This window comes from Streptomyces sp. NPDC093018, from assembly GCF_040684035.1.
Classification (GTDB): Bacteria; Actinomycetota; Actinomycetes; order Streptomycetales; family Streptomycetaceae; genus Streptomyces; species Streptomyces murinus.
On record NZ_JBFBFF010000005.1, the window covers coordinates 18,746 to 32,355 of the forward strand.

The window sequence follows — 13,610 nt, forward strand, 5'->3', positions numbered from 1 at the left end:
CTAGCGTGAGGCCATGACCGCCCAGATACCCAGGGAGATCCCGGGCCTGCCCCCGGTGCCGGCGTCCCCCCTGCTCCCGCGTTCCCCGGCGCCGGCCAGGGCGGTGCTGGCCCCGTCCCACCGCCCCCGGGCCGCCGCGTACCGCCTGCTGACGGCGCTGATCGCGGCGGCGGGCGTGGCCCTCGCCGTCCTGCGGAGCACCCCGGCGCACGCCCTGAGCTACTTCGGTGTGCAGGCGAGCGCGATCCTGGCCGTGACGATGCTCCTGTCGGCGACCCGCGCGTGGCGCGCCCACCGCGCCCTCTCCTCGTGGCTGACCGGCGCGGCCCTGCTGTACGCCCTGGTGTCCGCGCTGACGTACCACCTGCTGCTGGCCAGGACCCCGTTCTCGATGACGGCGCTCTCGGCACCCCCGGAGCGCTGGCACACCCAATGGATCACCCTCCAGCTCCTGCACACGGTGGCTCCCGCGGCGGCCCTGCTGGACTGGCTGTGCCTGACCCCGGCACCCCGGCTGCAGCTGCACCAGGCCACGACCTGGCTCCTCTATCCCCTGGCCTACCTGGCCTTCTACCTCGCCCGCGGCGCCCCCTACCTCTACCCCTTCCTGAACCCCGCCGCCCACGGCTACCGCGTCGCCCTGGCCAACGCCCTCCTCCTGGGCCTGGCGACCTACGCCCTGGCCACCCTCCTGGTGGCCCTCGACCACGCCCGCCCGACCCCGATCCAGCGCCACCTCTGAATCGGATTTCGTTTCCTGGCCCCCAGTGGGCTAAAGTAAACGACGTCGCCGCGACAAGCAGTGACATCGGGGTGTAGCGCAGCTTGGCAGCGCGCTTCGTTCGGGACGAAGAGGTCGTGGGTTCAAATCCCGCCACCCCGACGCCGCAGTACCAATTCAGGGGCCTGATCCGCTTGGCGGGTCGGGCCCCTGAGTGGTTTCCAGGGGCGGGCTGGAAGCCGTGGTCGGGCTGCTCCGACGGACGCTGTAGTGAAATCATGTCGCCTCCAGACGGTGCCCTGGGGGGAACATGAGCGACGCCAGCCGGACAGCACTCTTGATCGGCGTAGGTGCCAATCCCGGTGCCGAGAGGCACCTTCGTTCGCTGTCCACTACGGTCGACGCCGACCTTCGGGCCATGGGCGCCGCGCTGCGGGGCAGCGGCTACGCGGTGGAAACGCTGCGTGATCCGACACGTAACGAGGTCACGGAGCACATCACCGCCTTGTCGACCGAGGCAAGCGCCGACAGCACTCTGCTGTTCTATTTCACCGGACACGGTGTACGCGTCGGCGACACCGACTATCTGGTACCCGCCGACGCACAAGGCCCCGCCGATGGCACCCAGGGCGGCTGGGATCAGCCCCACGTACGGGAGTCCCTGCTGGAAGCCGACATCAGCAAGTACCTGGCCCATTGCCGAGCGGACACCGTGCTGTGGCTGATCGACGCCTGCCGGTCGGACGAGGGTGGCGGAGCCGCAGCGTTCGGCAGCCGCATCGTCCAGGGTCCGCCGAACGCCGGCTTCGCGATGATGACAGGGTGCGCGCCCGGTGAGCGCTGCGGTTTCAGCGAGGCGGGCAGCTTCTTCTCACTGGCACTCGCTCATGCCTTTGACCCCCTGACCGAGGCCACGACAGTGGATCAGGTGTACCAAGCGACACGGAGGCATACACGCTACTTGGCCCGGCGCGCTCGGGCCGAACCGCAGCAGGTCCAGATTCACTACGGCAGCGACCTGGAAGCGGAATGCAAATTGCGGGATGTCGCACACGGCAGGCGGCTCCTGGAAGCCTGGCAGGACGTCGTGTACACGCCGGCTCTCTGGGAGCATGTGCGGGAAGAAGGCGACACGAACGACGTCGGTCGCCTCCAGGACTGCTTGGTGTCCCTGGCCGAGGAGGTGGCGCGCCACGTTCACCATGCCCAGGAGCGGCTGCCCGATCCCTGGGCCGACGACGAATTCGCGGTACGCCTGCTGCGCGACCGGCTCCCGATGCTTCTGCCGAAGGGCGCCGAACTGTCCGCGCTGGAAGTCACGGCACTGATCGCCGGCGTCCTTCTGCACGAGGCAGCCTGGGCGGATCGGCTGAGCCAGGCCGCCGAGCTGCATCCGCAATTCGTGGAGCGTCGATCCGACGCCGACGCACAGCGGCGGCACTACGAGCAGATCGCCGAGCAGCATCCCCAGATCACCGAGAAGCTCGCGAACTGGTACTGGTGGGAGACCGGCCCCTCGGACGAGCGCTACGCCGCCATGCTGTGGCTGGTGCACCGATGGATCGCCGAGCGATTCACCACCGACGAGCAGCCTGTGCCCGAAGTATGGGCCGACGGATTCGTGGCCCGATTGCTCAAGGTGGCGCTCCCTGAGCCGGGCGCGACGTTCAGCGGGCGTGCCGCGCAGCTGTCGGCTGCCCTTCGAGCGGTCGCCATGGGCCTCACCTTCGGCGCTCCGCCCGACGAACAGAAGCCCGCTTTTCCTGACCGCCATGTGGTGCGGAATGTCGCGCAGCCCTTGCGTGTACGCCCCCTCGCCGCGCTGTTGCGCCTGGCAGGACTGCTCGCCTTCGACGCGCGGCATCTTCCAGAGGTCGTGGCAGAGCACCTCGCCGTCTCCGACACGGTCACGCCGCGCGAGGTGATCACCGTGTTCCGCGACGCCGTCTGGGATCTCGACCACGCCGGTGACACCCCCTCGTACCTGCACCTGGACGCCGTATGTCCGCATCCCGCGATTCACGCGGCGCTCGCCTCAGTGATCGAGGACGCCGATGAACTGGGCCATACCCTCAAGGAGATGGCGGGACGGCTGCCTGTCCACGAGAGTGCGCTCCTGCAGAGTCTGCCGACACGACTGACCGACCACCGGCTGAGACCCGACAAGCGGGACGGCCTGGACGCGTACGACATGCCCCTGGCGCATTTCTCTCTGTCACAGACGGAGATACGCCGGCTCCTGATGGGCGAGCAGTTGTACGACGGCAACTCCTCCCTGGCTCTGCGAGAGCTGTATCAGAACGCACTGGACGCCTGTCGCTACCGGGAACTGCGTGGTCGCTACCTACTCGGCTGCGGAAAGCAACTCCATCCTTGGGCGGGGACCATTCGCATCGAGATGGGTGAGGACGACCGGGGTCGCTACGTCGAGTGCCTCGACAACGGGATCGGCATGACGGTCGACCAGCTGAGGAACACCTTCACTCGTGCCGGACGACGCTTCGATCAGTCTCATTCCTTCCGGCGCGAGCAGGCCATCTGGCTGCGGCAGGACAAGACATTGCGGCTCTACCCCAACAGCCGCTTCGGCATCGGTGTGTTCAGCTACTTCATGCTCGCCGAGGAGATGACGGTGATCACCCGGCCGGTCGGCCCCGATGGGCGCCCCGCCGACAGAGCGCTACGAGTGGACATCCCGGTCAGCGGCAGCCTGTTCCGGGTGCGGGAGGCCGATGAGCACGACGGGGCGTTTCTCGCCGACGGGGGCACCCGTGTCCGGCTCTATCTGCGCAACCCCTATGCCCTGACCGGCGGTTCGTGCGCTTCCGTGTTGAGATCCCTGGTGCTCTTCAGCGAGTTCACGCTGGAGGTCAAAGACGCGGACGGCCGGCCGAGCAGCTGGCTTCCCCACCATCTCCATTCGGGAGAGGGCCGGTTCAAGGTCGACGCCGACTCGGCCCTCGAAGCGGTACCCGGCATCTTGTGGTGGGTCAAGGGTGAAGGTGCGATCGTCTGTGACGGGATAGTCAGTGACCAGCGCCCCTTCGGCTACGTACTCAATCTGACGGGCGAGCACGCCGGCAAACTCAGCGTGAATCGCAATAAATTGGAGAAATATGATGTCAGATGGGCACGTGAGTTGTTCCGGCTGGGCTCGACCGCCCTTGCGGAGTGGTCCGAACTGAGCCTCGGCTGGATGCGGACCATGGAGTCCAATGACTCCGCGATCGCCCGGATCCTGTGGCGGGAATGGCAAGGCCGAGGCGTCCGCGCAACGGCTGGATACGGCCGCACAGTGAATCTCGACGAGGTCGGCTGGTTCAAGCTGGACTCCTCCCTCGGTACGCGCACAGGCCGCCATGAGGACGAGCGGGTACAGAGCATGGTCCGGCCCTGGCGGACCGCGGTCCTCAGGTATCGGCAGCCCTACGACACTCTGCGGGAAGCGGCACCTGTGTCCCTTGAGGGCTTCCCTGTTCCGAGCCCGGGCTGGTCGGATATCGCACGGCGAGTCGAAGGCGACTGGCGTAGCGCGGTGAAGGTCGCCGCCACGCACCGGATGACCGTGTCGGAGGTGGTACACGCGACGCGCGGCATGCGCCTCGCCCATCCGAAGCTTGCGGGGCCGGCGGTCTTCCGTGAAGGCAGTCTCGACTGGAATCCGGATCACGTCACCCGGGTCATCGTCGCCGGACTCCTCGGCCCCGAGTACAACGCCCTGCAGTCCCTCTCCGGCTCGGTCACGGGCCGAGAGCCGACGAAGCGGTTTTCCTCCAACGGAATCTTCTATCGTCACTCGCCCGAGGATCTCAGCGGGATCGTACGGACCTCGACCGAATGGAATATGACACTCGGCGAGTTGATGGACGCTTGCGCCAAGTTCGCGCCCTTTCTGCGCGAACCGCTGCCCACTGTTCCCGACCACCACCGCGAGTACGTCTGCACCGAAGAGGACTTGGCCGTTCTCTATCTCCCGGAGGACGAACGCAGCTGGCGGCCGACCGTCACTCCCTGGGATGTGCGGGCGGTGGCACAGCGGCTCGGCTCCAGCCCTTATGAGGTACAGCGGCGGCTCGCGGCCTTCGGTTGGCTGCGCCCGGTCCCCGCCCTGGATCTGGTCGACCGCTGGACTGCCGTACCGGACGACATTTTTTCCATCCTTCGACGCTATGTCGTCGACACCGGTACCGAAGGCCCCATCCTGCCGTGGGCGGCCACCATCGATCTCGCGGCAGAGTGGGAGATACCCGTGCGTACGGCGGAGCGCATCCTCTCCAAGTCCGCACGGGCCCTTGGACTCGACCAGCAGCGTCGCTACAGGAAAGGGGCAGCCGGACGAGATGAGATTCCCTCGCCCGAGACGGGGAACCTGGTCGCTTGGTTGCACAACATGGAGATACGTCTTGAGGACGGCGTTTCGCTTCGGGACCTCGCGTACGTCCAGCCCCACGAGATGACGTGCGAAGAACTCTCCTGGTGCGCCGATGAGCTACGTGCCGCTGGAGTGGAGCTGCCTGACGCGGCGCGTCTCCTGGAAGCGTGGGACGACTTGCCGATGCCCAGCCGGTACGCGTTCTCGGGGGTGGATCCCTCATTCGATGCCGCCAACTACCCGGTACCAGCCACGGCAGCAGTACTGTTCACCGCGAGCCAGCAACTGCGCGAGAAGCTGTCGTACCTGTGGAAGACGGCCCGACAAGAGGCAAAGCGGCTGAAGCTCGGACCCCACCTGGTCGCCGTCGGCCTCCCTGCCGAATTGAGAAAGTTCCGCCCGACCAACGATGAAACGGCGGCTCTGGTCGATTACGGCTGGGACGACGAATCCGACGGCGAATGGTGCGAGAGCCCCAGTTGGGCCCCGCTCACTCCGGTGCGACTTGTCGGTTATGCCCGCGCGCGCCGTATCGGTGTGCGTACCGCGTACGAGAAACTCACGCCGTTGCGCACCATCGGCGCCCTCGTCCCGGAGTTGCCTCCCCAGGCCATCGCCGCTCTCCCCGACGACGTCCCCGATGCGTATGACGCCGCGGCCGTGGATCCGGCCCACCGCGTATCCACGCCCGGATCCCCCCTGGTCGCTCTCGACCTCGTCAGCATCGCCGGCCGCCTCGGAGAGTCCGTCCTGGACACGTGGCGTCGTGTCACGCCGTATCTGGCACTCGAAGGTCCACAGACGGCACTGGCCGCCCTCCCCGACACTGTGCCCCGCTGGCAGGATCTGGCGATCCTCTCCGAGCGACTCGACGGGATGCTTCCGGCCTACGACGGCTCGGTGGACCAGGCCCGTCTGAATGCATGTGCTCAGGCGGTCGGGGAGACGCCCCGGTGGGTCAAGAACCGTCTGGAGACATATGCCGGAATGTTTGGGCTCGATATGACATCCGTTGATGACCGCGAGGACAGTGAGTAGCGATGCCGAACAGTCGAATGCACAACCATTCCTTGGCTTATGCCGAGGAAGACTTCGGCGAGATCGACGCCGCCCTGTTCACTCAGCGGGTCGCTCCGGGAGACTCCGGAGTAGTCGTGGCCGGGTCCTGCCCACGCTGTCATGGCCGTACGGAGACGACATTTCCCTGGGGCATGCCCGGGACAGGGGGCAAGGGAGCATGGAGCCGGCTGCTCGGGACGCAGCCCGCGGCACGGCCGGCTGCCGGGCTCGATCCTCTCTCGGCCGAGGTGCATTTCTGTGAATGCGGACATGCGCATCCCCAGTCTCCACCGGACACCTCGTACCGAGGGTGCGGGGCGAGTTGGCGGATACGCTGATGAGCGCGTATTCCGATCGGCGCTGGGCCGAACTCGCCCGTGAGCTGGAGTTCACCCGGATCCCGGAGTTGCGTCGACAGGCCGAGGGCTGGCGCAACGGCCTCGCCGGGCTGACGACTCTCCTGGCGGTGCTGGGAGTACTGAAGGGGCAGGACAGTGTCACCGAACTGCCGAGTTGGGCCCGCGACACGGCAACTGCGCTGCTGCTGTCCGCCTTCTTGTCCTTGACGGCGGGAGCGCTGCTGGCAGCCCGAGCAGCTCATGGAGTGCCGGGAGGCGAAATCCTTCTCGGGGGGCAGTCGCTACGCCGCTGGAGCGCGCAGGAGGTGTCACGGATCACTCGGGCCTTGGGGTGGGCCTTCATCTGCTGTGTATCGGGCGTCGCGCTGGTAGTGAGCGCCTTCGTCCTTGTCTGGGCCACCACGGGTGCCGCCTCCACTCATCTGACCGAGGTGAGGACCACAGACAAGCGCATGGTGTGCGGGGAACTGGTAGGGGCCGACCGACAACAGGTATCGATCCGCACAAAGGCAAGCGGCACGGTCCACGTGCGGCAGGCGACAGTCGTGAGTCTGCGACCGGCCCGGTCCTGCAACGACGTTCCATAGCTCGCCGAGGGGCGATCCGGACAGCGGTGAACCTTGCCATGCTGTTCTCAAAGCAGCATAAATTTCATGCAGTTGATCGTCAGGGGGAGCGGTGGCACGACGGGACCTTCGCGCACTGTTCAGTACGAACGACCGGAGCGTCGCGGCCAGTGAGGTGTTCACGAACCGGCAGGCACAGTGGCAAGCGGTGACGTGCGGCCTCGCCGAACACATACGACGCGTGACGCGTCCGGACTTCGACGTGGAGGACCTGGAGGCGCCTCGCCACAACATCCTCGTGTTCCACGGTGTGGGCGGGATCGGCAAATCCACGCTGTCCCGCAAGATCGAGGCGTCACTTGTCAGCAGCGAACACCGCCCGGTGCAGTGGGATGCGCCGTTCCACCAAGAGGAGCGGGCACTGCCGGTCCGTATCGACCTCGCGCGCGCAGCAGGCACGGACTTCGAACGCGTCATCCTCACTATTCGCCTCGCTGTCGCCGCTCTCGGCCGTCCGATGCCCGCTTTCGACCTCGCGTTGCGCCGCTATTGGGAACACAACCACCCGGGCGAACCGATCGAGGACTATCTACGCAGGGGCGGCCTACTGAGCCGTTTCAGCGCCGCTGCGGCCCTTCCGGAGCAAATGCAGTCGGCCCTCAGCGACATCGCCCAAGCTCTCCTCCTGCCCGGCACCGTCGGAAGTGCGCTCGGACACGGGGCAGGGTTGGTCATCAAGGCGCTGCGTGAGCGGCGACGCTCCGTCCACGCCCTCGCCGGCTGCTCCCGTCTGGCCGACCTCCTGGAGGCCGAGCCCGACCTGGAATCTCTGAGCTTCTACCCGCACCTGCTCGCATGGGATCTGGCCCAGCTCCCACCGGGCCAGACGGTGCTACCGGTCATCTTGCTGGACACCTTCGAGGGCACCGGTGACCGTACCCATCGTGACTTCGAGCGACTGCTCCAGCGCATCGTGTGGCTGATGCCCAATGCGTTCTTCGTGATCACCGGACGAAACCGACTTCAGTGGGCAGAAGCGAGCCTGGAAGGGCAACTCGACTGGACCGGGACAAGTGCCTGGCCCGGCCTCGTCTCCAATGCTTCACAAACCGGGGCAAGCTTGTCCGATCGCCAGATCCTCATCGGTGATTTCTCCCCCGATGACTGCGAGGACTACCTCGTCCGCAGGCTCAGTCGTGACGGGCAACCGCTGATCGATGAACCGGCCCGCCGGATCATCGCCGAGCGTTCCCACGGGCTTCCTCTATATCTTGATTTGTCGGTCATGCGCTACCTGGAGCTTCGACGCGGTGGCGGGCAGCCACATGTCGACGACCTCGACCATGACTTCCCGGCCCTGATCGCCCGCACTCTCAGCGACCTGACCCCCGAGGAACGCCACGTACTCCGTTCAGTCAGCCTGCTCAACGCGTTCTCCGTGTCTCTTGCAACCCAGACCGCCGGAATGCAACACGAGGCTCCCGCACTACGGTTGACCGAACGCGCTTTCATCCGGAAGTCGACCTCCAGTCTGTGGCCCTTCCATGTCCACGACCTGATCCGCGCCGCAATCCGCAACGCGGACGACGGCAGCGACGACCGCTGGTCGGACCAGGACTGGCAGCGGGCGGCCCAACGAGCCTTCCACGCTCTGGAATCACAATGGCGCCAAGACCTGCGACACGACCGCGCAGTCCTCGTGGGTTGTCTCCAGCAAGGGCTCCTACTCGCACGAGACTTCCACCTCGGTCTCGGGTGGCTCACCGATGCCGCATTCCAATACGTGGACGACTCTGTCGGCGAGCCGCTGGCACTTCCCGCGGCCGGCGTCACATCGTCGGACGGCGCGGCTACCGCGGCGGACGCCCTGGTGGAGACGCTCAGCGCCATCACCCGACGGCAGCACGAACACCGTGAACGAACAGCCAGTCGGCTTTCAGCCGTGCTTGCATCGGGGCTGCTGCCCGCCGACCTGATCGAACTGGCTGCGTACTACTTGGCAAAAGCCCAGCGAGACATCGGCCGGACCGACGAATCGCGCCGCGGCATGCAGCGAGTCGCCACCGCCGGCGGTCGGCTCGCTTCTGCCGCAGAGCGGGGCCTCGCGCACCTGAGCCGACTGTCCGGCGACTTTCCGGCAGCGGTAGAAGCCGCTGGAAGGCTGGGATGGGAAGGACGACACCACCGGGTTCTCGGAGATGTCTGGTGGGTGCAGGGAGACATGGAACGGGCGGCAAACGCCTACCTGGCGGCAAGAAGCGAAGCCGAAGAGCATGGTGCGATCGGCGAGGCCGCCATGGCGCAGGCACATCTTGCTTTCGCCGTCTCCTTCGCCGACCAGGTCCGCGCCGACACCGAGCTCGATCTGGCGGGGCGCCTGTTGTCTCGTCTCAGCTCGCACTCCAGCGAGATGACCGCACGTATCGGCATGCTCATACGTGATGCGGGGGTGGCTGGAGACGTGCCTGACCGGGCGGCCGACCTGCTCGCCGAAATCGGCGTCTCCGGCCTTTCCTACGCCGCGACAAAACTGCACTTAGCCGTGTGCTTCCACCACGCGGTTCTCGACACCCAGGGCAGACTCATGGAGGAGATCGCCCGCCTGCGTGAAGTCACTCAGAATGGCGACTACGCCTACTACGTCGAAATCGCGCACTTCATGGCTGGCCTCCCACTTCCCGAGCACACTGCGCGAGCGCAGTGGATCGACGGGGAACAACAGACCCGGGAACGCTGGCAGAGCCTCGTCGCGACACGCCGAGGTTCCAACCCAGCTCAGTGATCGCGCCTGCTCTGTTTCATGGCAAATCAGTCTCCGGGGCACCAAGCCGCCGCCTGTGAGAACGAAGAACGGGCGGGGCGCACGTGGAGGTGAGGGAGTGCGCCCCGCCCGGGTTGGGGACGGGGGTGGTCAGTGAGGGTGGCGGTGGTGGTGGGTGTGGGTGGCGGCCAAGGTGATGAAGAGGGCCAGGATCGCGGCGGGGGTGGTGATCGTGGTCAGCCAGGCTGTCGGGGTGTCGGGGCCCTCGGCCAGGCGGAGGGCCCCGACGAGCGCCGCCGTGGTCAGGCCGGTGGTGAGGAGGACGGCGACCACGTAGCGGGTGCGGTCGGGGGTCGGTGGGGAGTGGTTGGGGGTCAACTCCGTCCAGTGGGTGGCGGCTTCGCGGTTCTCGCGGGAGTGGTGGAGGGCGGAGGAGATGAGGAGGGCGAGCGCCAGCAGGGTGCCGGTTCCCGCGGCCGTCGCCGGCCAGGTCCAGGGGTTCGTGGTGAGGAGGAGGACGGCGACGGCCGCGGCCGTCGCCCATGCCGTCACGCAGGACGCCGCCCGCACCCGGCGGGACACCGGGCGGTCGGCGCCGGCCCGCAGGTCGGCGAGGGCCGGGAGGTACCAGACACAGCCGGCGGCGGTCACCGCGGTGGTGGCCAGGGCCAGTACGGGATGTGCCACAGCTAGGGCCTCTCTTTCGGATCTTGTCGGGATCGCGGGGAAAGGCCTAGCTCGCCGCCTCTGCCTCAAGGGCTGCGATCTCCGGGTGGTGCAGGTCGAACGCCGGGGATTCGCTGCGGATGCGGGGCAGGGTGGTGAAGTTGTGCCGCGGGGGCGGGCAGGAGGTCGCCCACTCCAACGAACGGCCGTAGCCCCAGGGGTCGTCCACGCCCACCGGCTCGGCGTACTTGGCGGTCTTCCAGACGTTGTAGAAGAACGGCAGGATGGACAGGCCGAGGAGGAACGAACCGATCGTGGAGACGGTGTTGAGGGCGGTGAAGCCGTCGGTGGCCAGGTAGTCGGCGTACCGGCGCGGCATGCCCTCGGCGCCCAGCCAGTGCTGGACGAGGAAGGTGAGGTGGAAGCCCACCGTCAGGGTCCAGAACGTGATCTTCCCGAGGCGTTCGTCCAGCATCTTGCCCGTGAACTTCGGCCACCAGAAGTGGAATCCGGCGAACATCGCGTACACGACCGTACCGAAGATCGTGTAGTGGAAGTGGGCCACCACGAAGTACGAGTCGGAGACATGGAAGTCCAGCGGCGGCGAGGCCAGGATCACGCCGGTCAGGCCGCCGAAGACGAAGGTGATGAGGAAGCCGGTCGTCCACAGCATCGGGGTCTCGAAGCTGAGCGAGCCCTTCCACATCGTGCCGATCCAGTTGAAGAACTTCACCCCGGTCGGCACCGCGATCAGGAACGTCATGAAGGAGAAGAAGGGCAGCAGCACGCCACCCGTGACGTACATGTGGTGCGCCCAGACCGTGACCGACAGGCCGGCGATGGAGATGGTCGCGGCGATCAGGCCCATGTAGCCGAACATCGGCTTGCGGGAGAAGACCGGGACGACCTCGGAGACGATGCCGAAGAACGGCAACGCCAGGATGTAGACCTCTGGATGGCCGAAGAACCAGAAGAGGTGCTGCCACAGCAGGGCGCCGCCGTTGGCCGCGTCGAAGATATGGCTGCCGAACTTGCGGTCGCACTCCAGCGCGAACAGGGCCGCGGCCAGGACCGGGAAGACGATCAGGACCAGGAGCGCGGTCAGCAGCACGTTCCATACGAAGATCGGCATGCGGAACATGGTCATGCCGGGCGCGCGCATGCAGATGATCGTCGTGATGAAGTTGACCGCGCCCGCGATCGAGCCGAAGCCGGACAGCGCCACACCCATGATCCACAGGTCGGCGCCGAGCCCCGGCGAGTGCACCGCGTCGGACAGCGGGGCGTAGAGGAACCATCCGAAGTCCGCCGCGCCGTCGGGCGTCAGGAAGCCGCCCGCCGCGATCAGCGAGCCGAACAGGAACAGCCAGAAGGCCAGCATGTTCAGCCGGGGGAACGCCACATCGGGCGCGCCGATCTGCAGCGGCATGATCCAGTTCGCGAAGCCGGTGAACAGCGGCATCGCGAACAGCAGCAGCATGATCGAGCCGTGCATGGTGAAGGCCTGGTTGAACTGCTCGTTCGTCATGATCTGCAGTCCGGGCCGGGCCAGTTCGGCGCGCATCAGCAGTGCCAGCACGCCACCGATCAGGAAGAACGCGAACGCGCAGACCAGGTACATCGTCCCGATCTGCTTGTGGTCCGTGGTCGTCAGCCACTGGATCCAGGTGGGCCGTGCGCGTCGTACGGCCGGCTGCCGCGGGCCGGCCTCGGTGACCTCGGCGCTCGGCCGTTCGGTCATCACCTTGTGTATCTGTGCCTCGTCCACCGGATGGCGTCCCTCCCAGCTGTGCATGTCGGAGCCGGCCGGGAAGCGCCACGCGTGCGGGTTGTGGACCCGGCGCTTCCCGGCCCGCCACATGATCGGCCCGGGGACACCCCCCGCCGATAGGGCCCAACAGGCCCGGGTACGGCCATCGGTAGGGCCGGGTGGCCCCTCTTGCCTCGCGCTTGCCGTCAGTGCCGGCGGTACAGCGGGGTGCCGAAGACCGCCCTGTCCCCGGGTACGACCGCGAGATCCAGGCCGCGGTCCAGGCGCACCCGCAGCAGGGGGTCCCCGGCCAGGTCGGCGGCCAGGTCGCGCACCGCCTCGGCCAAGTTGTGGGCGGCTGCGGGCAGTTGGTCGTCCGTCTCGGCGGACGCCGGTACGACGACCAGCCGGGCGTCCGTGTCTCCCGCGGCCGGCAGCAGATGGGCGCGGCTCACGGCGGGATGGCGGGCCAGGATCGCGCACAGGGCCTCGGCGATCTCGGGGTCGCGCGGCGGGGGCAGATGGGGGCGGCGTTCGGCGACCGCGCGCAGGGCGGCGCCGGAGAGTTCGTAGAAGACCGGGCCGGAGATGTCGATCAGGAGGGTCTCGGCGCCCGCGTGCCAGGCGGCCTCGACCGCCTTGCAGGCCGGGACCGGGGCGGGGCGGGCGTCGGGGCGCCAGCGGGCCAGCGCGTCGAGGCCGGTGAAGGCCGGCAGTCCGCGGCGGCCGTCGGGCAGCCGCAGGGTGGCGACCGCCATGTCGCTCGTCTTCTCGCCCTTGCGGCCGTCCGGGCCCCTCTCCGTCTCGCCGAGTACGGCGACGATCGGCACCAGCAGGCGGGCGTCCGCGAGCAGGGCGAGCAGTTCGGTCTCCGCGGTGCCGGAGGGGGCGGTGGACCAGGCGGTCAGGGCGGCGGCCAGGCGGGGGTCGGGTGAGCCGTCGTCGCCCGCGAAGCCCGGGTCGGGGATGTTCTTGCGCTCCATTGCGCGACGCTAACCAGGGCGACGCGGGGGGAGGGAGGGCCGGTCGGCCCCGGCCCGCCCGAAAGCGGGCCGGAGGAGGCCAGGTCCCGGGGAGCGGGGGCCCGAGGAGCGGGGGCCCGAGGAGCGGGGGCCCGAATGAAGGGGTCCCGGAAAGCCCACTCCCGGACGCCGGGGTCCCGAGGAGCGGGGTCCCGGAAGGAGGGGTCTCGGAAAGCCCAGTCCCGGAAAGCCAGGGTCCCGAGGAGCGAGGTCCCGGAAGGAGAGGGTCTCGGAAAGCCCACTCCTGGAAAGCCAGAGTCCCCGAAGGCGGGTTCCGGAAGCCGGGGTCCCCGGAGGCCAGGTCCCGGAAGGCCCACTCCCGGAAGCCAGGGTC

At 67.7% G+C, this 13,610-nt stretch carries 7 protein-coding genes and 1 tRNA gene; 5 read left to right on the forward strand and 3 right to left on the reverse strand.

Annotation, left to right across the window (positions count from 1 at the left end):
- The first annotated feature begins 13 nt into the window (after positions 1 to 13).
- The 5 genes from AB0N90_RS13375 to AB0N90_RS13395 all read left to right on the forward strand — a co-directional run bounded on the left by AB0N90_RS13375 (position 14) and on the right by AB0N90_RS13395 (position 9,859).
- Positions 14 to 742, forward strand: coding sequence for a Pr6Pr family membrane protein (locus tag AB0N90_RS13375; RefSeq protein ID WP_365195858.1), 729 nt, complete (start codon positions 14 to 16; stop codon positions 740 to 742).
- A 67-nt stretch (positions 743 to 809) separates the two neighbouring features.
- Positions 810 to 883 (forward strand) — tRNA-Pro (locus tag AB0N90_RS13380).
- Between the two features lie 148 nt (positions 884 to 1,031).
- On the forward strand, positions 1,032 to 6,131 hold the full coding sequence (locus tag AB0N90_RS13385; protein WP_365195861.1) for a caspase family protein: 5,100 nt from the start codon (positions 1,032 to 1,034) through the stop codon (positions 6,129 to 6,131).
- Positions 6,132 to 6,489: 358 nt separating this feature from the next.
- Positions 6,490 to 7,098, forward strand: a complete 609-nt coding sequence (locus AB0N90_RS13390) for a hypothetical protein (protein ID WP_365195864.1) — start codon at positions 6,490 to 6,492, stop codon at positions 7,096 to 7,098.
- Between the two features lie 220 nt (positions 7,099 to 7,318).
- Positions 7,319 to 9,859 carry an ATP/GTP-binding protein gene (locus AB0N90_RS13395; protein WP_365195865.1) on the forward strand — a complete coding sequence of 847 codons (2,541 nt, stop codon included), beginning with the start codon at positions 7,319 to 7,321 and terminating at the stop codon, positions 9,857 to 9,859.
- 129 nt (positions 9,860 to 9,988) lie between these two features.
- Here AB0N90_RS13395 and AB0N90_RS13400 read toward each other — a convergent pair whose 3' ends face one another.
- The 3 genes from AB0N90_RS13400 to AB0N90_RS13410 form a co-directional block, all read right to left on the reverse strand.
- Positions 9,989 to 10,525, reverse strand: coding sequence for a hypothetical protein (locus AB0N90_RS13400; protein ID WP_365195868.1), 537 nt, complete (start codon positions 10,523 to 10,525; stop codon positions 9,989 to 9,991).
- Positions 10,526 to 10,571: 46 nt separating this feature from the next.
- Entirely contained in the window at positions 10,572 to 12,245 is a 1,674-nt protein-coding gene (ctaD, locus tag AB0N90_RS13405) for a cytochrome c oxidase subunit I (protein WP_365195871.1), read from the reverse strand.
- A 215-nt stretch (positions 12,246 to 12,460) separates the two neighbouring features.
- The gene (locus tag AB0N90_RS13410; protein ID WP_365195874.1) at positions 12,461 to 13,237 is read right to left on the reverse strand and encodes an SseB family protein; all 777 of its coding nucleotides are present in this window, start codon (positions 13,235 to 13,237) and stop codon (positions 12,461 to 12,463) included.
- Between the last annotated feature and the right edge of the window lie 373 nt (positions 13,238 to 13,610).

Excerpts from the sequence above, each read along its gene's own strand:
- AB0N90_RS13375 (WP_365195858.1), top strand. The coding sequence starts at position 14 with ATGACCGCCCAGATACCCAGGGAGATCCCGGGCCTGCCCCCGGTGCCG.
- AB0N90_RS13385 (WP_365195861.1), top strand. The coding sequence starts at position 1,032 with ATGAGCGACGCCAGCCGGACAGCACTCTTGATCGGCGTAGGTGCCAAT.
- AB0N90_RS13390 (WP_365195864.1), top strand. The coding sequence starts at position 6,490 with ATGAGCGCGTATTCCGATCGGCGCTGGGCCGAACTCGCCCGTGAGCTG.
- ctaD (WP_365195871.1), bottom strand. The coding sequence starts at position 12,245 with ATGACCGAACGGCCGAGCGCCGAGGTCACCGAGGCCGGCCCGCGGCAG.
- AB0N90_RS13410 (WP_365195874.1), bottom strand. The coding sequence starts at position 13,237 with ATGGAGCGCAAGAACATCCCCGACCCGGGCTTCGCGGGCGACGACGGC.